The following is an 18,629-nucleotide window of genomic DNA, read 5'->3' as shown; positions in this document are numbered from 1 at the left end:
TTCCACGGTGTTCTCATCGCACTTCAACCTCGGTCTAAAGACGGGATGGCTCCCGTATCAATAAATGCCGGACCTCCAGAAAAGGTCCGGCCATATGTTCGGTCCCGATCGTGAATGTACGGCCGCGATCGAGTGGGGAAATCAGACCTTGCCCAGCTTCTTCTTGAGATCGGTGTTTTCGGCGCGCAACTTGTCGCCAAGTTCCTTGCGAAGAAGCCTGTTTTCTTCTTCGAGCTTCAGCAGGTCGGAAAACTCGTCGGATGCAGGGGCAGCAACAATTGGTGCGGGGGCGGCTGTGACGGGCTTGGTGACGGCGGCGGCACGCGGCGCCTTGGTTGCCTTTTCGGCTTTGGCGGCCTTCACCAGCTGTGCTGCAGCGACTTTTTCGCCGCGCTTTGCACGGGTCTTCTTGGCAGGTTCTTCCGCCGTGGTCGTTGTAGTAACCGCTTCGGCAGCAGGCTTTTTGCGATTCGGACCACGGGTCTTTTTCGCGACCGGCGTGGGAGTGGCAGGTTCCGGCGTAGCAGTTTCGGCGTTGACGCCAGTATTCATCTCATCAGCCATCAGTAATCTCCTTGCTGGGCAGGCCTCTCATTGATGGACATGCGCGCAGAGTCAACATGTGAAGGCAATGCGACATGTCCAGATGCTTTTTGCGGGGTTAATACTTTTTGGTCAATTGGATGCCGCTTCGTGTGCTTAGGAAAAGCGATCAATTTGCGAATATTCTTTGATCGCCAACCTATCTGGTGACATGTATGCATAGCGTTCCGGCTCTGCTGTTTCCGCTACCCGAAAAGGACCATTCGCTGCTCCTGCGTTCGATTCTACTGGGACTGCACGAGTGCCTTCTGCAGGCGTTTTATTTCTTGCCTTGGCAGGAGGCGCGATGGTTTGGTCAGAATGCTGCGTGCGGATGCCGTCGAGTTGCTGGAAACTCGCATTCGAGACGTTAGCGTCCTGCTCTTGTCACGGACTTGAACAACCATGCTGGTGTATGGTTTATGACGCGGCATGAGCTCTGATTCCAAAATCTTTGTCGGCCTGAAGCCAATCCGCAAGAAAGCCGCCCCCGCGCTGGATGTTAAAGGTCCACGATGCCAGTGGGATGGATGCAGCAAGACGGGTACGCATCGTGCGCCGGTCGGGCGCGATGCCGAAGGGCTTTATCTGCTTTTCTGTCTTGAGCATGTGAAGCTCTACAATGCCGGGTACAGTGCCACTGGGCAATCCGAAGGCCAGACCGCCCGCTATCAGAAGGAAGCGGTCTCGGGGGCACGCGCGACGCAAGGACAGGTCGCGCGCGAAGCTGAGGAAATCCCCCTCCCCTCGACGCAGCGTTCAGGCTCGGCCAAGTCATTGAACGCGCGCAGGAGTGCGGCGGAGCGTCAGGCCCAGAAGGCTGAACTCCAAAAACGGAAGCTGAAAGTGCTCGAAGCGCGCGCCTTCGAAATCCTGGGCCTGACTGAGGACGCAAGTGCAGACGAGATCCGTCTTCGCTACAAGGAAAAGCTCAAGATGCATCATCCTGACGCCAACCAAGGTGAGCGGGACACTGAGGGCCAACTTCAGGCATCGATCGAGGCGTACAGGATCCTCAAACTGAACGGTTTCTGCTGACCTTGTCGATAAGCAGTGCGCGGCTTCTGGTGTGAGCGCCGACGGTGCGTCATGCGGGCAAGCCAACTGCAGAGAATTGGTCGAAGGGCCGATTGCTTCGGCTTCCATCAACGCCACTTGTGAGATCGAAGGAAAGCAGTCATCAGCATGGTAGGCATCTCGAACTTGCAGCCCGGTTTTTCCTTGGCTGTGATTGCAAGTCGGGTCGGCATGATAACTGATCGTGGTACGGCTCGGACCGTGATGGCAGCGACCAATGCGGCTAATACGTTATCTGGTGAAGCAGACTGTACTGTTGGGTCCGCGTTTTCGCCTGAGATGAACGACTTCCAGCCTGCGGCGTCCCTTTCCCGCTTTTGCTAGTTCTCCTTAGGTGGGCTCGATGAGGCAGGTCTGACCGGCAACCGGCTTTGCCTCGATCGTCTTCCCGCAACGGCAGTCACGAGATTTGTTGCCCCGGACAGCTTTGCCGCCCTCCGCTCCATCCAACAAATCTCCTGTCCTGCCGCCCTCCATTGCATTGCGGCCCTTTGGGTGCGGTCCGATCGTTACCGGTCTTTTCGACTGCTATCGAGGCCGCAATGGAGCGGCTAGATACAGCAAAAGGAACCACGACAATGGCTACCATCGGCACATTCACCTCTGAAAAGAACGGCTTCACCGGCTCGATCCGTACACTCGCTCTCAACGTCAAGGCCCGCATCACCCGCGTCGAAAACCCTTCCGAAAAGGGACCGCTGTTACGCGTCTACGCCGGCCCGATCGAGCTCGGTGCCGCCTGGCAGAAGACGTCCGGAGAAGGTCGCGATTACCTCTCTCTCAAGCTTGACGATCCGAGCTTCCCGGCCCCGATCTATGCGACGCTGACGGAAGTTGAAGGCGAAGACGACCTCCAGCTCATCTGGTCCCGCCCGAACCGCGACTGACACCGGCCCTCGGCCCCGCCCAAGGCGGGGCCGAACCGCTTTGAAAGGCTGGCAGAAGTGATGGCAGCATCCGCCCCGCTCGACCAGTCTTTGGGCGCGATGAACGGAGCGCCAGATATTGTTCGAAGGTGAATGTTGTAGGCAATGAAGTTTGATATTTGGGTAGGGATCAGTGCGTAGGCGCTGATCCGCGTTTCGTAGGGGAATACCCTCGGCTTCGCTTAAGGCGTGTCAGGTCGAGAAACAGGATCACCGCTTCTTTTTCGTTCACGAAATAATGGGCCAGTTCCTGCCCTTGCGTTCCAATCCGACCCCAGCGGCGTCGCAGGCAGATTTCTCCGAACAGCGTGCGCTCAATGGCAAGGGTATAAAACCGCGCCATGTTCTTCCGTCGGTCGGTTCGCTCGATATAAATCCGGTAGGGTTGCGTGATCATGGCCGAGATTCGCGCATCTCGAATCTGCGGTCCAACGAGACTTTTGAATCGGTCAGGTGACATCGATTCATTCGCGTGAAGTTTTTTGCGGACTTGGCCCCGACGATGCGAAAGGCACTCTGCACTTTTGTCGGCTTCACACGCCAAGCGCAGGATAAGGTCAACCGATCGCGTTGTTCTGCTCAGCGGAGCGTCCGGAAGGCAATCGAATAGATCAACGCACTCGCAAGAGCGATGAGGGCGAACAGCAAAAACATTGCCGGACCTCCAAACGCTGCAAGTGTCAAACCGCCGATGATCGCTCCAAAGAAGTTTCCGGCATGGCTTATGGCATGCGCACCGAAGTAGCTGCCGCTCCTTGGACCGGAAACCAGTGTGTCCACCAGCACAAGTTCTGCGAGAACGACCAGAACCTCGGCAATGGACAGAAGAACCATGGACGCCATCAAAGCCGGCAAGGCGGTCGAGATGGCGAAACCGATCTGGCTTGCACATAGCATGATACAACCTGCCAAGAGTCCGGACAGGCCCCCAATGCGCGCAATCATCCGCCGGACGATCGGATTGGCCAGGAGCACAACAATACCGTTGACCGAGATCAGGATCGCATATGTTTGTGGGCCGTCTGCTGTCGTGGACATGAGGTAGGGACCCATGGTCGCAGACCAGTGACTATAGACCGAAAGCGCGAGCGCACTGCCGCAGATCAGACTGAACAAGCGCCTGTCCTTGAGTGCGTCCCAGATGATGGCGACTATCCGCGCACTCGGCGGCTGCCGCCAGACCGTTTACTTACCGCTTATGCGCTACCTCGCCGCCATCGCTGTTGCGCGATCGGGTGACCGCACCTTGCTTGATGATCTACGAAATGATGAAGGGCCGTCGCTCTGGGGGCATCGTGTTCTGCGACCAGCTGATGCGGATCCCTTTGCCGAAATGGAGCGCTGGACCACAGTCGAGAACCTGTTGGCAGCATATTCCGAGATGCCGCTGATCTTGGTGAGTGGTGATCTGGCCAGTTTTACCGGCGATACGATCTGGGGGAGCATGTCCAGTTCTTTGAATTCCGGAACAATCGGACCGGCCTCTGTGGAATGGGCGTGGTCGGGGTTCGCGTAATGAAAGCTGTCAGCGCAATAAAACGCTTGATTCCTATTGCGGCACGATCACTCCTCCGGGACAGCTTCGGCGGACGATGCAACTTTATCTGTTGCGCCGCGACCAGCTTTTGCGGCGGTCAATTCCAGAAGTGCGACAGGGCGAAGGTTGCGGGCATCGACTCCCACATCGAACTGGCGTGGCAGCGGTTTCAACCGTCCGTGTGAATGACCATGAAGATTGATCGACTTCTTTCCCATCTGGTTCCACGTCCGAAAAGCATAATGACACAGTATCAGATGACGTCCCTCTACAAGCAACTCCGTATAATTATGAACGCTTGACCATTGCCGGGCGCTGGTTGTGCTTGGAGGATCGTTGTTGCCGATAATGAGATGTTTGCGCCCGTTGAGACGGGCAAGCAAGAGGTCGCAATCGCCGGCGCGCGGCGACAGGACATCACCCAGATGCCAGACGTCGTCGTCGCGGCCGACAACGTCATTCCAGTTGGCAATCAGCGCTTCATCATGTTCCTTGATCGATGAGAACGGGCGACGATCGATGCGCAGAACACGGTTGTCCCCGAAATGCGTATCGCTTGTGAAATAGATCATATCTAGAGCCCGGAAATCATCGCATCTCGATCGTGCCGTTTTCCTCGCCGTCCCAGTACTGAACGCGATCGGCTCGCACTTTGATCAAAACCAGCCCTGGTGTTTCGGGGCCATCCGAAAACCAGCGATCGAGCGCTCTCATCCAGTGATGTGCAAATTTGGCTTTGTCGGGGATCAATTCCGCCTGGCCTTCAATGGAAATGAAGATGCCGGGTTTGCCCAAGAGGCCCGGCGGTTCGGCAAACGACAGTGTCACGCCTGGATCGCGGCCGATGTCAGCGACCTTGCGCGTGTCCTCATAGGAGAAAAACCAGCTGTCACCATCATAGTCAACATCACCGTTATTGCTCATCGGCCGGTTGGAGATTTCTCGGGTTAAGCCTTTCGTCGACATCATGCAGAAGTCGATTTTCTTAAGTTTCGCGGCGATTTCATCCATCGTTTTTTTGCTCATGCCGTCCTCGCTTTTTTGGGGGGCGACGGTAATCGCCCCCATTTTCATTGGGGAACTGCCGTGTTCACGAGATTTTCCGCAATATGCCGTCAGCGTTCAGACAGATCTGGCGTCGTCGTCAGGCAACCTGCCGTCCGGTGTCAGCTCATCCACGGTGCGTGGAAGGTCCTTGCTCAATCGCGACAGTATCTCGTCGCGTGACAGACCCGTTTTTGTGGCAAGCTCATCGAGGACATCGGGACCGATTGCCTGTGCGAGCTGATCGGTATTGATGTCCTCGTTGGTGCCGGGCTGGACCCATGATTCCGCTTTTGCCCCTTGCCCGTTCTGCTGGAACGTCTTGAGAAGGTCGCTCAGGCCTCCATTGAGGATGCCGCCGGAGGTCAGCCCGCCGAGCAGGCCGCCCAGGCCGCCGGATCCGCTCGCGCCCGTCAGCTTGCCGAGCAGATCATCCAGGCCGCCACCGCTTTGGCGAGGCGATGGCCCAGATCCCGTTTGCGCGCCGCCGGTCCCCGCTCCTTGCGGCTCGGATTTTTGCAGTCCGCGCAAAAGTTCGGCGATTTTGTCGCGGTTTTGATAGCCCGCGACGGCGAGCACGCCCAACAATGCCTTCAATTGACCACTTACCATGACACTCTCCCTGATGTCGGTGTTTGTGATCATCCAAACGATGGCATCTCACGAACGTTCCGAGAAAATCAGGAACGCGCGCCGGGTGTGGCGTGTTTGTGTGATGAGGCCGTGGTGTGCCAATCGGACATGACGGAGACGGTGAACGCAGCGGTTTTTCCGATTTCTCGCTGCGGGCAACGAAATGCCAGGCGAGCACCTTTACCTACCCGCCGCGGTCTCATCCATAAACAGGCACACCGGAGCACACTGAGTTGCCACCGTTTAATCTGCGCGCGGTGTTCCGTGACCGGTGATGTCGAGAACGCCGCCGTCGAAGCTTAAAAGCTGCCGGCTTGACGATCTCGCCCGCAGCTGCGCGATCGAGGCATACGCGGACGCTCATTCCAACATTGACTGGAAGCGCGCGCCGTCGACTGATGCCAACTTTTTACCTTATGCTTTTGCTTGGTCTAGGCCACGCGCCCATGTGCTGGCGCGTCGGGCGGCGGTGCCAATATTGTCCGCAACGGTCAGACCCGTTTTCGCTTTTCTTGGCTTGAAGTCGTGATCGCCGTCCTCAAGCCAGTTCAATTCGATAGAGCCTGAAAGATCGTAGGACTGAACTTCCTCTTTCGATCCGAACGCGTCGCGCGTGCCTTGGCAGATGAGGGTTGGCGTCCGTAAATCTGTAAGATGAGCGGTCCGCAGTGTTTCCGGCTTGCCGATCGGGTGGAACGGATAGCCGAGGCACACCAGCCCGGCGATCGCGCCCTTGTCCAGCAGATCGTCGGCGATCATGCTGGCCACGCGACCACCGATCGACTTGCCGCCAATCAGCAGGTTTGCTCGGCTGCCAAACTCTTCAACAACTGTCATGAATTCGTCCTGCAGGCGCTCGGCGCGCGGAGGCGGGCTACGCTTGCCGGTGGTGCGGTGCGCGGCCATGTATTCGAATTCGAACCGCACCACCTGAAAGCCGTTCTGCATTAGCGCGGCCGACATGTCCTCCATCCATCGGCTGTCCATGGCACCTCCGGCTCCGTGGGCGAGCAGGATTGTAGCGGCCGCATGCTCTGGACCCGTTACGAGTTTTTTGTGGTTCATCGTCCCTCCCTGTGACCTTCTGTCATCGGCCATCGCGCCACAAGACACACCGCGGTAGCTGATACGAGTTTTCTGGTGCCCGGAGGGGCAAGGCCGCGCCGCCGATACTAAATCGGAACTACCAGGACAACGTAAGCTGAAAAGGCCCGGCTCCCTCCCAAGATGCCGGGCCGACGCTCTGGAAGGCCGAGGCCGCATCAGAACTGGCCGGACGATATTGTTTATATTAGCAGAGTCAATGGATCATTCTACGCAATCGGGTCCGGCATCGTCTGATGCCGGACCCGAATATCTCTTCGAGGGGGATGAAGAGTTTGACCGGAAGCATAAAGGGCGGGGGACGGGGCGCTTCCGGTTACCTATTGAACGCTGAAGCCGGCCGATTGTTCCCATCAATCGCAGTGGTCGCCGAACTAGGCTTTGTCTCGCTGGCGACAGGCCGCATGGCTGCCATGCATGAACACGCATTGCTGATCCCCGGCGGGTTCGGTTACGAAGGATTATCGAGATCGACACTCCTCCTCCCAGTCGGTCCCGGTCGGACGGGCAGCACTCCTCCTCCCAGCTGCACGTCACTTTTCGAAACCCGCCGCACCTCCTCCCGCGGCGGGTTTTCGCGTTTTGCAGCTTTAATGGTCGCGTCATGCCGCACTTAGGGTTCGGAAGCTTGCAAGCCTGCGCTACTTCGCATGCGCCTTCTTTGGTCCGAAAATGCCAAGGGCAAGCACGATCAGAGCGCCCACCGCAATGCCGAGGACCGCTTGCAGGAACGAGGTGGCGATCCAGCCAACCACTGCGGGGATGGCACCGACCGCTTGCTGCACGACTGTCGCGACATGTTCAATGAAATGTTCCGGGCCATGAAGTCCGAACTCGGCCAAGCCGTGAATGATGATGCTACCTCCGACCCAGAGCATCGCGGCCGTACCGATGACGGTGAGTGCCTGCAGCAAAACCGGTGTGCCTTTGACGAGACCACGGCCGAACGATCGTGTCGGACCCGATCCCGTCTCGGCGAGGTGCAGTCCGATATCGTCTGCCTTCACGATCAGAGCCACCACGCCATAAACCACGACCGTGATCAGGATGCCGACTGCGGCAAGGACAGCTGCCTGTGTCACGAGGTTCGAGGCCGATACGCCCGCGAGCGTAAGGGCTATGATTTCGGCCGAAAGGATGACGTCCGTGCGGATTGCGCCGGACACTTTCTGGTCTTCCAGTTGCTTCGGGTCCTTGGCGGTCTCGCCGACGCTGTCGTCGTGGGCCGCATGGGGGCTGATCGCCTCATGAAGCTTTTCGACACCTTCGAAGCACAGATAAGCACCGCCGATCATCAGGAGTGGGGTGATCAGCCAGGGCGCAAAATACCCGAGAAGCAGGCAGATCGGCAGCAGGAAAACCAGCTTGTTCCTGAGTGAGCCGAGCGCGATCCGTCCGATGATGGGCAACTCGCGGCTGGGTGACAGCCCAACGACATAGGTTGGTGTCACGGCGGTGTCGTCGATAACGACGCCGGCGGCCTTAACGCTGGCCTTGGCAGTCTGGGCAGCGACATCGTCCAGTGAAGAAGCAGCCAGTTTAGCAATGGCTGCAACGTCGTCCAAAAGTGCAATCAACCCTGTCGCCACGCGTCATTCCTTATGAAGATTTCCGCATCGTATCTAGTTGGGTAATTGGTTTTTGCTAGGTAGTGAACGGTCGCACCTGTGCGAAATCCGCTGCGCAGCACACTGTTTGCCACGGGGCGATTTGCGTGCGGTGAGATACAATGGTGGCCGCTTTGTGAAGTTGGTCTTCTGCTTTGCGCCGATACTGTTGAAAAAGGCTGGCTCAGCCCGTCCTTTCAACGATTTAAGTCTTCGTTTGTGCTCAGTGCATTCTCAAGGAAGGTAGCCGCACCTTCAAGGGCTTGCATACCCTCCGGCAGAATGGCCGCGAACATATGCCAGACATGGAACATACCGGGCCAGACCTCAAGAGAAACGCGGACCCGGTTTTCGGCGAGATGCGTGGCGAGTCGCATCGCATCACTGAGCATCACTTCGCTTTCACCGATCTGGACCATGATCGGCGGCAGTCCGCGCACGTCCGCAAACACGGGTGACGCATCAGGATTGTTTTTCAGAGCGCCGTTCAGAAAGGCCTTTGCCATCAATTCGAGGCCGGTAAGACTGACCGTCGGATCAATCCCGTCGCGCGTCCTCATCGAAGACCCCGAATGATCGAGATTGGCCCAGGGAGAGATGGCAACGCCCGCAGATGGGAGCGCAAGCCCGGCATTGCGGGCAGCGACCATCACCGACACGACCATCGCGCCACCAGCTGAATCTCCGGAAAATGCGATCGATTTGGGTTCATGCCCATTGTCGAGCAGCCATTTGTATGATGCCAGAGTATCGTCGATGGCGGCTGGGAAGGGATGTTCCGGCGCAAGACGATAATCGGGCATGTAGACCACGGCTTTCAGAAGCTTTGCGTAATGCCCGGCCAGACCATGATAGGCCGAAGGACTTCCAGCGATGTAACCGCCGCCATGGATGTAAAGCAGGGCCCTGCCCTCTTCGGCTTCCTCGGGCGTAACCACTGTGGCTGCGACGCCGCCCATATCGATCTTGCTGATCGACACGCCGTCCGGCGTCGGGTGCTGGGCGAGCACTTCGACATATTTTTCTCTTTCGACAGCCCAGTCCCCAGGCTGCCCCATCAACAGGGGCCCAAAAGACGATGACGCTGCATTCCAGGCGTCGATGCGTTGCTGGACGGCGGGAGTGATTGGCATTGGGGACCTCATTCTGGCTACATTCCTGGCGTCACCTTGACGCGGGATCATAATTCACATTATCTCATTGATTGGGGAATGAATTTCCCGTCTCTGGCGACGGGCTACAGCGGTCATCGGAAGCTTGCGCAAAAATCTGGATGAGATGTTCGCGTTCATCGCCGTTGTCGATGCGGGAAGCTTCAGCGGCGGCGGACAGGCGATCGGCCTGACACGCTCGGCCGTCGGCAAGGCAGTCACGCGGCTGGAAACACGTCTCGGGGTCCGTCTTCTCTATCGAACGACACGCAAGCTGAGTGTCACGGACGATGGCCGTGTGTTTTACGAGCACTGCTCGCGCGTCGTCAGCCTGCTGGAAGAAACAGAAGCCAGCGTCGGGCAAAAAAGCGCCATACCCACGGGCCTGCTACGTCTGACCGTGCCCGAAGGGTTCGGCCGCACGCATGTCCTGCCTTTGCTGCAGCGATACATGCAAGAATGGCTGGATCTGCAGGTCGACGTGAACTTCAGCGATCGGGTTGCCGATATGGTTGAAGACGGTTTTGATCTGGCCGTTCGGATCGGGACCAGCGGAACGGACACGCGGCTGATTTCGCGGGTCGTCGCCGAACACCGTAGCATCATATGTGCCTCACCTGCCTATCTCGACAGGCGCGGCCGGGCAGAAGTTCCTGACGACCTGGCATCGCACGACTGCCTGTCTTTCAAAAGCGGATCACGCAAACAGCCATGGCGGTTGCGGGAGATGGATGGCACCTGGTCCACGGTTGGCGGCCGCGGCCGGCTCCGCCTCGATAGCGGTGAGGCGATCCGCGATGCCGCGATTGCCGGGATGGGGGTGGCCTATCTTCCCAGCTTTCTGGTCAACGATGCCATCGCTGACAGACGGCTTGAACAGGTCCTGACATCGTTCGAAACGCAAACGATCCCGATTATCGTCGTCTATCCAAGCAAGCGTTACCTCTCGGCGAAAGTTCGACGTTTGATCGACCTGATGGTGGAGGAATGGGCTTCTACGCGGATCGCGTTGGGTGCTGTCGAAGATTAGCCGGAGGCTCGTTGCAAAACACGATAACCGCTTCGGGCCGGTTGCAGGCTTCTGGTTTGCACCACAAACGGACGTCACACTCTGGCGTGAAGCCTTGTTCTATCGATTGAACTCCCATGCTCCGCCGACACCGAGCGCGCGTTCGAACGGCTCCTTTCCCGGTCCACTCAGCCAAGATTTCAGCGATTGCTGCTCCGGATTGATCTCACGCAAGGCATCCAGATCGGCATGGCCTGCCAAACGCCCATTGTCAAACAACTGTGTCAGTTTGTTCAGAAACGGATTGGCGGCAAGGACTTCGTCAGAAAAACGTGCATAACTGATCGGCCGGCCGGCGGCCTCCGAAAAAAGAAGCTGCAGGTCGCAGCCCGTCACCACATCGCTTGCGATCTCGAATGTCTGCCCTCCGAACCGCGCAGGGTCCGCAAAGGTCGCCGCAACAATCTTTCCGATATCGTCGGCGGCCAGAACCTGCATGTGTTGATCCGGCTTTACGAAGAAACTGTAGCGGCCTTCATCAAGGCCAAAGCCCGGCATGACCAGAAGCTCCATGAATGTCGCCGGCCGGATGATCGTATGGACAATCGGCAATGTCCGGATATGTCTCTCGATCTCGGCCTTGGTGTCGTAATGGGCGACGCCTGTCGGCTGATCGCCCGCCGCGCTACCCGATGTGTAGACAAGGTGCCTCACCCCTTGCGAGACAGCGATATCGGCGATCGACTTACCGTAGCGCACTTCGTCCTCGTCCGTCACGAAACCGCCCGGTGAACTCGGCTGAACGCTGAAGACGCCATATGCGCCCTTCATTGCAGCACGCATTGCATCGGCATCATCAAACGTTCCTGCAACAAGCTGAATGCCAGCCTCGGAAAGCGCGATCGATTTGGGTGAGGCCGGATCACGAACCATAGCCCGCACTGGCCAGCCCTTCTTCAGAAGTGCCACTGCAACCGATCCGCCTTGTTGGCCTGTTGCACCGAAGACCAGAATTGGCGGCTTGTCATACTGCATTGTGTCACCCTCGTTTCGGACTTGAGTTACCTATATATACCTTTGGGAGGCAGGCAGAAGACGGCACATTTTTTAGCCTCAGGCACAGGGATGATACAATTGGCAAAGCTGGTTCACGGGCGACCCTATGATGAGAAGAACGACAAGCCTTATTTCAGGCCTTGCGCCCCGAACGCGGTTCTTGCACGCCTCGGCGATAAATGGACGATCCTCGTCATGTCGCATCTGGCACTGGCGAACGGGCACCAGATGCGGTTCAGCGAGCTGAAGAACGGCATAGAAGGATTAACACAGCGCATGCTCACGCTGACGCTGCGCAACCTGGAACGCGATGGACTGCTGATCCGCCACTACTTCCCGGAAGTGCCACCCCGCGTCGAGTATCAGTTGACCAAGATGGGATCGAGCATGCTGCCCGCCTTGGAAGGGTTCACGTCCTGGATTAGGGAGAACTGGCCTGAAATAGAGAAATGCAGAACGCAGTATGATTTGAGGTGAGTGGCCGCTGTGGGCCAAAGGCCGTCATGGCGCAGAAACGCCAGATATAGCCATTCAAGCTCTGGCATTCCGTTTTCCCCCCTGTCGGTGTATTCGTCAAGTCAATGCAAAATATGGGCGAAAACGAAAGATGACAGGTGACGATGCCAGTTCTGAGCAAGGAGATGCGCTGGCTCTGGCCGAAAAACTTCGCCAAACGCTGGGGAAATTTGTTCGCGGCATTCGATTGCAAGCAGATACGCCGACGACGTCACAGTCCGAGACGCTCGCCCTTCTGGATCGGAATGGTCCTTTGAGCGTGGCCAAACTGGCAGGCCTGCGCAACGTCAGACACCAGAGCATGCGCCTTGTCGTTGGCCAATTGGAAGCGGATGAGCTGGTCGGCAAAGTTCCAAACCCTGCCGACGGGCGGAGTCAACTCCTGTCCATTACCGCCAAAGGCCGGGAGCAACTATCCCGATCAAGGGAAGTCAGGACGTTGAAGATCGCGTCTCTGATTAAAGAGAGGCTATCCGATCAGGAACGGGAAACACTGCGGGCAGCCATCGCCGTCATAGAGCGGCTTTCCTGATGGCCAAATCATCCCTTCGCCAATGCAGCAAGGACGCTGGATAGGGTATTGAGCCCCCAATGCTCTGCATACTTACCGTCCTCGACCCGTACGATATCGATGACGCTGATGAGGACATCCTTGCCCGTCGCCGGAACTCCCATCAATACACCCGAATGAATGCCGCTGATCGTCTTGCGGGTCGTCACCTTGTTTCCTTCTGCGATCTGATCATGGATGGTCACCTTCATTTCAGACAAGGCGGGACGGAGGATGTTTTGGAAGGTGTTCCACATGCTTTACGGCCCGTTCGGGACTCCGGACGGGGCGGCGTGGTTGACGAAGTCCGGTGCCATCAAAGCGTGGAATTCGTCCTCATTGCCGTTTTGGATGACTTCGATATTGAAGCGGCGGACCACTTCCTTGTTTTCAGCGGACATGATCGACCTCTCGCGTGAAATCCAGATATATACAGGTAAACTGTATATATCCAAGTAGGCCTAGCGCGGCTTTGTTGCAAGTGGCGAAGAGCGTCGTCCGTCTCGGGGTGCTATCTCAAGCAGCAGCTCCGCTTAAGGTCGACTGCCGTCATGTCGCGGAAGCGCCAATACCTGCCTTCACATGGCTGCGCGGATGCCCGGTCATAACCGCCATTGGGATCAGACCTGCGCCCAGCCACCGTCCACGGTCAGTTCAACGCCGGTGATGAACTCCGAATCGTCCGACGCCAGAAACAGAACCGTCTTGGCAATATCGTGGCCGGTCCCCTTGCGGCCGAGCGGTGTGAGGTCAATCGCTTGGCGGTTCATCTCGCGGATCATCTCCTCGCTCAGCCCCGTCTTGCGCATGATATCGGTGTCGATATAGCCCGGAGCCATGGCATTGATCCGGATCCCCTTGGCGCCGTATTCGGCCGTCAGCGAACGCGCCAGCGAGCGCAGGGCGGCTTTGGTGGCGGAATAGACGGACAGACCTGCCGTACCGCGCACACCCTGGATCGACGTATTGAGAATGATGGAACCACCCGAGCCCATCAGGCCGACGAGCTTCTGGATCGTGAAGAACGTGCCTTTGAAATTCGTGTTTGCCGTAAAATCGAAGTCCTCGGCGCTCACGTCCTCAAACAGTCCCGGCCGCGCGCCGCCTGCGTTCGCGAACAGGATATCGAGGCGACCGTATCGGCTTTCGACATGAGCCCGCAGAGCATCGAGATCCTCCAGTTTCGCAATGTCCCCACGAAATCCGTCAGCCCCCGAGCCGATATCTTGGACCGCAGCCTCCAGCGTTGGCTGATCCCGGCCTGTGACGACAACCTGCGCGCCCTCCTGAACGAAGAGCTTTGCGGTTGCCAGGCCCATCCCGGCGCTGCCACCCGTAATGACGGCGATCTTTCCATCCAGCTTATTCATCGACATGGTCCTTCCACTTGAAGCCGCACTGATGCGGCGATGGAAGGGAACCTAGGCAGTGATGAAACGCGATCCCAGACAGGTCGATCGACTAGGATCTATTCCAGGCAGGAATGATGCTAAGGCGAAGCACGCAGGCCAGGTTCTTCGGCGCATATCTCGGCGAGAAAATCGATGACGACCCGAAAACGTTGCGGCATCTTCCGGCCGCTGGCGCATATCACATTGATCGGCGATGGTTCGGCCGCGAACTCTTCGAGGATCGGGACGACGGTGTTGGCTTTCAGATCTGCGGAGAACATCGCAAGCCCTGCATATCCTATGCCAAGACCCATCAGGACCGCTGCGCGCTGATCCTCAATATCGTTCGATCTGATATTGCCTTCTGGCTGCATGAGGATAGGGCCATCGGGGCTGTTGAACCTCCATGGCTGTGTCGCTCCCCGCGTTTGCCCGGCAATGAGATTGTGCGACCGCAGATCGGCTGGAATGCGCGGCGTGCCAAACTTCCGAAGATAAGCGGGAGCCGCGAGGATCCCCATGTGCAGATCGCCGATCTTGCGGGCGATCAGCGTCGAATCCGCCAATGCCCCGACACGCAGGGCAATATCGATCCCGTCGATGATGAGATCGACACGGCGCTCCGCAACTGAAATATCCAGCGTGATGTCCGGGTATTTCTCGAAAAAGGCGGGCAGCCGAGGAATGATGAACATTCGGCCGAAGGCAGGCGGTGTGGCCAGTCGCACCACACCGCTCGGTCTGATGTTCTTCTGGCCGATGCGGATTTCGGCCTCGTCAAGATCGCCAAGGATGCGGATAGCAGTTTCGTAGAGGTCGAGGCCTGCTGCGGTTGGCTGTAAGCCACGCGATGTTCTGCTGAGGAGTTGTGTCCCCAGATGCTGTTCAAGGGCGGCGATCTGCTTGCTGACCGCAGGCTGTCCGATGCCGAGTTCACGGCCGACATGGGTGAAGCTGCCGCGCTCGACAACGCGGATATACACTCTGAGCGATGAGAAGCGGTCCATGAGCTATTCCTGTTTGGGAATAGCGGTGGCATGTCCATCGCCTGACCGCAAGCATTCCGGAGCAATGCTGTGGGGCCGGTCATGGCCGAGTGTTTCGGCAGGATGCCTGGGAGAAACTCCTGACCGTCGCGATGGGCAGTCGTGCGTGGGGGGAGCTGAGGGTGCTCTGGATAGGACGGCAGCTCCGCGGCTTTGCGCCAGATACGGCCCTCTCTCCATTGGGTTCTAACGTTCAGCCGAAGCAACGCGATATGCCATTCCCAGCGATCTCGGAGCCGTCTCTTTGAAGCCGAATTTTTCGTAGAGCTTGTTCGCCGGAACGTCGGCGATCAGGCTGACATACGCCGATGCTGGCAGCTCTCGCGAGACATACGCCATGATTGCCTCCATGATGGTTTTTCCCAGTCCTCGTCCCTGATGGTCGGGATGAACAGCGATGTCGACAACCTGGAAAAAGCAGCCTCCGTCGCCGATCAGCCGTCCCATGCCGATTGCCACGCCTTGATGTGTGACAACGACCGAATAAACCGTCCCCTTCAGTCCTGACTGTGCGGCATCCTGTGAAAATGCACTTAGTCCGGCAACAGACCGAAGATGCAGGTATTCTTCCACTGTCGGCAACCGGGATGTCGTGATGTATTCCAAGTGTTCCATCCTCATCATGCGTTTTCAAATTCAGCGAATGAAGTCGTTAGCCTTTGCCATTCCAAACGAGGCCATTGTCAATGGCCATTCAGGACCGGCAGTAGCTTTGGTTCGACGTCGGCTTTGCGCCGATACCGTTGAAAAAGGCGCGTGCTAATCTTGCTCGGAGGCTTCCGTTGTCGGGGCGTGTCGAGATGTCTTTCCCGTCACGCCGGTTTTGGCATTGGTGGCGGGATCAGCTTTGCGAGTTTCCGGAGGTTTTGGGCTGCTGCTGCGAGGTGGAACTCATCACGCGCTCCGTTCGGCCCTCGTAATCGCAAACGATCCAGTCTGAAGATGCGTTTGAGGTGGGCAAAAAGCATCTCGACCTTTTTCCTCTGATGCCTCGACGTAACATAGGCTTTGGTCTTGGCGATATCACGCGCCATATCGCGAGCGCCTTCATGGATGGAGCGTGGTATCTTGCGCGCCGGAGCGTTCGGGCAGCATCTTGGTTTCAGGGCGCAGGCATCGCAGTCGAGTTTGCTGGCCCGATAGCGTACCATGCCATCTTCATCCACGAGAGGACGCTCATTCTTGTAGGTGATTTGCCGCGAGCGTAACTCCTTGCCGCCAGGGCAGGTATAGAGATCGTGCTTGTGGTCGTAAGTAAAGTCGGCACGCTCGAATGTGCCGTCACGCCGTTCGGATTTGTCGAAGACTGGGATATGCGGCTCTATCCCGCGCTCGTGCACCAGCCAGCCCAGCATCTCTGCCGAACCATAGGCACTGTCGGCGGCCAATCGCTCCGGGTAGAGGCCGAAGCTTTCCTGAGTGCGCTCAATCATGGTGCGTGCCGCGCCGACTTCGGCCTGCCGGATCGCACGGCTCGCCTCGACATCAACGATGACGGCATTATCCAGATCAATCAGATAGTTGGTAGCGTACGCGAAGAAGGCATGGCCTTTCATCGCTCCGGTCCACTGCGCCGCCGGGTCCGATCTCGATACGAACTTCGGCTTTGCTTCGCTGGCCGCACCCCATGCCGCGTCATCGAGCGTGTCGAGATATTCCTGAACCGAGCGACGGGTCTCGGCCATAGCTTCCCAGTCGACAGCCTCTGCCCCCTCTGCCGAGCGTTGCTTGTTGGCATCCGCCTTGATCAGGCTCGCATCGACGGCGAAGCCTTCGCCACCGACGAGTCCCTCTTCGATGCAACGCCTGACCGTCGTCTCGAACAGCTCGCGCAGCAGATCGCTATCACGGAAACGGCCATGTCGGTTCTTTGAGAAAGTCGAATGGTCCGGAACATCGCCTTCAAGGCCAAGCCTGCAAAACCAGCGATAGGCGAGGTTCAGATGAACCTCTTCACATAGCCGACGCTCCGAACGGATGCCGAAGCAATAACCGACGATCAGCATGCGGATCATCAGCTCCGGATCAATCGAGGGCCGCCCGATCTCGCTGTAGAAAGGACGCAAGTGAGACCGAAGGCCAGACAGGTCGACAAAGCGGTCGATAGACCGCAGAAGATGGCTTGCCGGGACATGACGCTCGATGCTGAACCCGTAAAACAGCGCTTCCTGCGCCACCGTCCGCTCGCCCATCATCGGCACATCCTCCTAAATCCCTGGAAGGAGTGAATCAGAACTTCGCACTGACAGCAACGCCCACTTTTTCAACGGTATCCGCCAAAAGCAGCCGTACCGCCTAGCCGGGCGAAAATCGCGTTAATGCCGCCCAGCGCTGTTACTACAGCGCCGACCCCACCGTTGCCTTGGAAACAGCCATTGGCATCGCGCCCGGCCGCGCGTGTTTTGCGCTCGACGCCTCCTGAGTGAACGGCGACGCTTGGATCACTCCTGTCGAGGCCGAGTTCTTCCCAGAGCTTGCGCACTTCAGGGGTGAGAAAGTGCTCTTCGATACCGATCAGCTTCATGGAGATTTCTCCCTGTTCAATCGATCCGGTCACCAGGGGACCGCCTTGCCCATGCGATCGAGATATTCAAGGCCGGGTTTGCTCTGCTTTTCAAGAAGCGTATCGACCACTTGGGGAACCGCTTCCTCGACGGCAAGCGGCGCAGCCGCACCTCCAAGTTCGGTCTTGATCCAGCCCGGCGCGATCAGAACGAGGGCGCGGGCGCCACCGGCGTTCCTCGCGGCATAGCTTCGCATATACTGGTTCAGCGCCGCCTTCGTGCCACGGTAGACTTCGTGGCCACCTTTCTCGTTGTTGGTGACGCTGCCCTGGCCGGAAGACATGATCCCGATAAGGCCGGCAGGCTTTACGACATCCTGAAGGTTTTCGACGGCCCGCATCGGGCTCAAGGCGTTGGTGACCATGACGCGAACGAATTCTTCGGTGGAAACGTCGGCAATTGTTTCGTCCTGATTCCTGTTCGCGGTTCCAGCATTGACGAACAACATGTCGAAGCTGCGGCTGACCAGTCGAGCCCGAAGCGCACCGATCTGCTCGGGTTGCGTTATGTCCACCGTCTCGATCTCGATACGGCCCGCGTATTTTCGGGCGAGATCATGGAGAGCGGACGGCTGGCCACGGTCGCGCACGGTCGCGACGACGATCCAGTTTCGTTTCGCGAATTCAGCGGTGATCGCAAGACCCAGCCCGCGTGATGCGCCTACAAGCAAAAGCGAGGGACGGGAATGGTCGCTGTCAGAAATAGTCATGATGGCATTGCTTCCACTGTTGCATACGTCCCTAATCTAAGGCTCAAGAGAGATTGCGCCAGACGCGCGAAAGGCAAACAAAGTGTGCGTTGAACGCCTTCCCAACAATGACGTCCGCTATATATCC

At 57.9% G+C, this 18,629-nt stretch carries 24 protein-coding genes; 6 read left to right on the top strand and 18 right to left on the bottom strand.

Annotation, left to right across the window (positions count from 1 at the left end; all coding sequences use genetic code 11):
* Window positions 1–141 precede the first annotated feature (141 nt).
* Window positions 142–564, bottom strand: coding sequence for a SyrB-like regulator (locus AAIH70_RS27265; protein WP_430036905.1), 423 nt, complete (start codon window positions 562–564; stop codon window positions 142–144).
* Between the two features lie 450 nt (window positions 565–1,014).
* Between AAIH70_RS27265 and AAIH70_RS27260 the strand changes: the two genes are divergently transcribed.
* Entirely contained in the window at window positions 1,015–1,620 is a 606-nt protein-coding gene (locus AAIH70_RS27260; RefSeq protein ID WP_430036902.1) for a J domain-containing protein, read from the top strand.
* Between the two features lie 617 nt (window positions 1,621–2,237).
* Window positions 2,238–2,546, top strand: a complete 309-nt coding sequence (locus AAIH70_RS27255; RefSeq protein ID WP_430036899.1) for a DUF736 domain-containing protein — start codon at window positions 2,238–2,240, stop codon at window positions 2,544–2,546.
* Window positions 2,547–2,715: 169 nt separating this feature from the next.
* Here AAIH70_RS27255 and AAIH70_RS27250 read toward each other — a convergent pair whose 3' ends face one another.
* Entirely contained in the window at window positions 2,716–2,982 is a 267-nt protein-coding gene (locus AAIH70_RS27250) for a WGR domain-containing protein (RefSeq protein WP_132280309.1), read from the bottom strand.
* A gap of 182 nt (window positions 2,983–3,164) precedes the next feature.
* On the bottom strand, window positions 3,165–3,701 hold the full coding sequence (locus AAIH70_RS27245) for an MFS transporter (protein ID WP_430036896.1): 537 nt from the start codon (window positions 3,699–3,701) through the stop codon (window positions 3,165–3,167).
* Between the two features lie 25 nt (window positions 3,702–3,726).
* On the opposite strand from AAIH70_RS27245, the gene AAIH70_RS27240 reads away from it, so the two are divergent.
* Entirely contained in the window at window positions 3,727–4,101 is a 375-nt protein-coding gene (locus tag AAIH70_RS27240) for a hypothetical protein (protein WP_430036893.1), read from the top strand.
* 47 nt (window positions 4,102–4,148) lie between these two features.
* Here AAIH70_RS27240 and AAIH70_RS27235 read toward each other — a convergent pair whose 3' ends face one another.
* From AAIH70_RS27235 to AAIH70_RS27210, 6 genes are all read right to left on the bottom strand, one after another.
* The gene (locus tag AAIH70_RS27235; RefSeq protein ID WP_430036890.1) at window positions 4,149–4,694 is read right to left on the bottom strand and encodes a metallophosphoesterase family protein; all 546 of its coding nucleotides are present in this window, start codon (window positions 4,692–4,694) and stop codon (window positions 4,149–4,151) included.
* Between the two features lie 16 nt (window positions 4,695–4,710).
* A complete protein-coding gene (locus AAIH70_RS27230; protein WP_430037128.1) occupies window positions 4,711–5,148 on the bottom strand; it encodes a pyridoxamine 5'-phosphate oxidase family protein in 438 nt (145 codons plus the stop codon).
* Between the two features lie 96 nt (window positions 5,149–5,244).
* Entirely contained in the window at window positions 5,245–5,778 is a 534-nt protein-coding gene (locus AAIH70_RS27225) for a YidB family protein (RefSeq protein WP_132280464.1), read from the bottom strand.
* A gap of 435 nt (window positions 5,779–6,213) precedes the next feature.
* On the bottom strand, window positions 6,214–6,864 hold the full coding sequence (locus AAIH70_RS27220; RefSeq protein ID WP_430036887.1) for an alpha/beta family hydrolase: 651 nt from the start codon (window positions 6,862–6,864) through the stop codon (window positions 6,214–6,216).
* 680 nt (window positions 6,865–7,544) lie between these two features.
* The gene (locus tag AAIH70_RS27215; protein ID WP_430036884.1) at window positions 7,545–8,492 is read right to left on the bottom strand and encodes a DUF808 domain-containing protein; all 948 of its coding nucleotides are present in this window, start codon (window positions 8,490–8,492) and stop codon (window positions 7,545–7,547) included.
* Window positions 8,493–8,707: 215 nt separating this feature from the next.
* Window positions 8,708–9,694: an alpha/beta hydrolase gene (locus tag AAIH70_RS27210; RefSeq protein ID WP_430036881.1), complete on the bottom strand. Its 987-nt coding sequence runs from the start codon at window positions 9,692–9,694 to the stop codon at window positions 8,708–8,710.
* Between the two features lie 94 nt (window positions 9,695–9,788).
* Between AAIH70_RS27210 and AAIH70_RS27205 the strand changes: the two genes are divergently transcribed.
* Complete coding sequence (locus AAIH70_RS27205; RefSeq protein WP_430037125.1) at window positions 9,789–10,691, top strand: LysR family transcriptional regulator; 903 nt, start codon at window positions 9,789–9,791, stop codon at window positions 10,689–10,691.
* A 99-nt stretch (window positions 10,692–10,790) separates the two neighbouring features.
* Here AAIH70_RS27205 and AAIH70_RS27200 read toward each other — a convergent pair whose 3' ends face one another.
* The gene (locus AAIH70_RS27200) at window positions 10,791–11,705 is read right to left on the bottom strand and encodes an NmrA/HSCARG family protein (protein WP_430036878.1); all 915 of its coding nucleotides are present in this window, start codon (window positions 11,703–11,705) and stop codon (window positions 10,791–10,793) included.
* A 90-nt stretch (window positions 11,706–11,795) separates the two neighbouring features.
* On the opposite strand from AAIH70_RS27200, the gene AAIH70_RS27195 reads away from it, so the two are divergent.
* Window positions 11,796–12,203 carry a winged helix-turn-helix transcriptional regulator gene (locus tag AAIH70_RS27195; protein WP_430036875.1) on the top strand — a complete coding sequence of 136 codons (408 nt, stop codon included), beginning with the start codon at window positions 11,796–11,798 and terminating at the stop codon, window positions 12,201–12,203.
* Between the two features lie 130 nt (window positions 12,204–12,333).
* Window positions 12,334–12,774, top strand: coding sequence for a MarR family winged helix-turn-helix transcriptional regulator (locus tag AAIH70_RS27190; RefSeq protein WP_430036872.1), 441 nt, complete (start codon window positions 12,334–12,336; stop codon window positions 12,772–12,774).
* Window positions 12,775–12,782: 8 nt separating this feature from the next.
* Here AAIH70_RS27190 and AAIH70_RS27185 read toward each other — a convergent pair whose 3' ends face one another.
* From AAIH70_RS27185 to AAIH70_RS27150, 8 genes are all read right to left on the bottom strand, one after another.
* Window positions 12,783–13,049 carry an ester cyclase gene (locus AAIH70_RS27185; protein ID WP_430036869.1) on the bottom strand — a complete coding sequence of 89 codons (267 nt, stop codon included), beginning with the start codon at window positions 13,047–13,049 and terminating at the stop codon, window positions 12,783–12,785.
* A gap of 3 nt (window positions 13,050–13,052) precedes the next feature.
* A complete protein-coding gene (locus AAIH70_RS27180; protein WP_430036866.1) occupies window positions 13,053–13,193 on the bottom strand; it encodes a hypothetical protein in 141 nt (46 codons plus the stop codon).
* A gap of 219 nt (window positions 13,194–13,412) precedes the next feature.
* The gene (locus AAIH70_RS27175; protein ID WP_430036863.1) at window positions 13,413–14,168 is read right to left on the bottom strand and encodes an SDR family NAD(P)-dependent oxidoreductase; all 756 of its coding nucleotides are present in this window, start codon (window positions 14,166–14,168) and stop codon (window positions 13,413–13,415) included.
* A 113-nt stretch (window positions 14,169–14,281) separates the two neighbouring features.
* Window positions 14,282–15,190 (bottom strand): LysR substrate-binding domain-containing protein, encoded by a 909-nt coding sequence (locus AAIH70_RS27170; RefSeq protein WP_430036860.1) that lies wholly within the window; start codon window positions 15,188–15,190, stop codon window positions 14,282–14,284.
* Between the two features lie 225 nt (window positions 15,191–15,415).
* Complete coding sequence (locus tag AAIH70_RS27165) at window positions 15,416–15,844, bottom strand: GNAT family N-acetyltransferase (RefSeq protein ID WP_430037122.1); 429 nt, start codon at window positions 15,842–15,844, stop codon at window positions 15,416–15,418.
* Window positions 15,845–16,041: 197 nt separating this feature from the next.
* Window positions 16,042–17,424 carry an IS1182 family transposase gene (locus tag AAIH70_RS27160; RefSeq protein WP_430036857.1) on the bottom strand — a complete coding sequence of 461 codons (1,383 nt, stop codon included), beginning with the start codon at window positions 17,422–17,424 and terminating at the stop codon, window positions 16,042–16,044.
* 68 nt (window positions 17,425–17,492) lie between these two features.
* On the bottom strand, window positions 17,493–17,753 hold the full coding sequence (locus AAIH70_RS27155) for a hypothetical protein (protein WP_430036854.1): 261 nt from the start codon (window positions 17,751–17,753) through the stop codon (window positions 17,493–17,495).
* Window positions 17,754–17,782: 29 nt separating this feature from the next.
* Complete coding sequence (locus AAIH70_RS27150) at window positions 17,783–18,502, bottom strand: SDR family oxidoreductase (protein WP_430036851.1); 720 nt, start codon at window positions 18,500–18,502, stop codon at window positions 17,783–17,785.
* Between the last annotated feature and the right edge of the window lie 127 nt (window positions 18,503–18,629).

The organism is Neorhizobium sp. BT27B (assembly GCF_050455485.1).
In the GTDB taxonomy this organism is placed as follows: Bacteria; Pseudomonadota; Alphaproteobacteria; order Rhizobiales; family Rhizobiaceae; genus Neorhizobium.
Note: the sequence above shows the minus strand (reverse complement) of the source record. Positions and strands in the feature narration are given on the sequence as shown.

Excerpts from the sequence above, each read along its gene's own strand:
- AAIH70_RS27255 (WP_430036899.1), top strand. The coding sequence starts at position 2,238 with ATGGCTACCATCGGCACATTCACCTCTGAAAAGAACGGCTTCACCGGC.
- AAIH70_RS27195 (WP_430036875.1), top strand. The coding sequence starts at position 11,796 with ATGATACAATTGGCAAAGCTGGTTCACGGGCGACCCTATGATGAGAAG.
- AAIH70_RS27175 (WP_430036863.1), bottom strand. The coding sequence starts at position 14,168 with ATGTCGATGAATAAGCTGGATGGAAAGATCGCCGTCATTACGGGTGGC.
- AAIH70_RS27210 (WP_430036881.1), bottom strand. The coding sequence starts at position 9,694 with ATGATCCCGCGTCAAGGTGACGCCAGGAATGTAGCCAGAATGAGGTCC.
- AAIH70_RS27200 (WP_430036878.1), bottom strand. The coding sequence starts at position 11,705 with ATGCAGTATGACAAGCCGCCAATTCTGGTCTTCGGTGCAACAGGCCAA.
- AAIH70_RS27265 (WP_430036905.1), bottom strand. The coding sequence starts at position 564 with ATGGCTGATGAGATGAATACTGGCGTCAACGCCGAAACTGCTACGCCG.
- AAIH70_RS27220 (WP_430036887.1), bottom strand. The coding sequence starts at position 6,864 with ATGAACCACAAAAAACTCGTAACGGGTCCAGAGCATGCGGCCGCTACA.
- AAIH70_RS27230 (WP_430037128.1), bottom strand. The coding sequence starts at position 5,148 with ATGAGCAAAAAAACGATGGATGAAATCGCCGCGAAACTTAAGAAAATC.
- AAIH70_RS27225 (WP_132280464.1), bottom strand. The coding sequence starts at position 5,778 with ATGGTAAGTGGTCAATTGAAGGCATTGTTGGGCGTGCTCGCCGTCGCG.
- AAIH70_RS27260 (WP_430036902.1), top strand. The coding sequence starts at position 1,015 with ATGAGCTCTGATTCCAAAATCTTTGTCGGCCTGAAGCCAATCCGCAAG.
- AAIH70_RS27170 (WP_430036860.1), bottom strand. The coding sequence starts at position 15,190 with ATGGACCGCTTCTCATCGCTCAGAGTGTATATCCGCGTTGTCGAGCGC.
- AAIH70_RS27205 (WP_430037125.1), top strand. The coding sequence starts at position 9,789 with ATGTTCGCGTTCATCGCCGTTGTCGATGCGGGAAGCTTCAGCGGCGGC.
- AAIH70_RS27250 (WP_132280309.1), bottom strand. The coding sequence starts at position 2,982 with ATGATCACGCAACCCTACCGGATTTATATCGAGCGAACCGACCGACGG.
- AAIH70_RS27180 (WP_430036866.1), bottom strand. The coding sequence starts at position 13,193 with ATGTCCGCTGAAAACAAGGAAGTGGTCCGCCGCTTCAATATCGAAGTC.
- AAIH70_RS27240 (WP_430036893.1), top strand. The coding sequence starts at position 3,727 with ATGATGGCGACTATCCGCGCACTCGGCGGCTGCCGCCAGACCGTTTAC.
- AAIH70_RS27155 (WP_430036854.1), bottom strand. The coding sequence starts at position 17,753 with ATGAAGCTGATCGGTATCGAAGAGCACTTTCTCACCCCTGAAGTGCGC.
- AAIH70_RS27185 (WP_430036869.1), bottom strand. The coding sequence starts at position 13,049 with ATGTGGAACACCTTCCAAAACATCCTCCGTCCCGCCTTGTCTGAAATG.
- AAIH70_RS27150 (WP_430036851.1), bottom strand. The coding sequence starts at position 18,502 with ATGACTATTTCTGACAGCGACCATTCCCGTCCCTCGCTTTTGCTTGTA.
- AAIH70_RS27160 (WP_430036857.1), bottom strand. The coding sequence starts at position 17,424 with ATGATGGGCGAGCGGACGGTGGCGCAGGAAGCGCTGTTTTACGGGTTC.
- AAIH70_RS27165 (WP_430037122.1), bottom strand. The coding sequence starts at position 15,844 with ATGGAACACTTGGAATACATCACGACATCCCGGTTGCCGACAGTGGAA.
- AAIH70_RS27190 (WP_430036872.1), top strand. The coding sequence starts at position 12,334 with ATGACAGGTGACGATGCCAGTTCTGAGCAAGGAGATGCGCTGGCTCTG.
- AAIH70_RS27235 (WP_430036890.1), bottom strand. The coding sequence starts at position 4,694 with ATGATCTATTTCACAAGCGATACGCATTTCGGGGACAACCGTGTTCTG.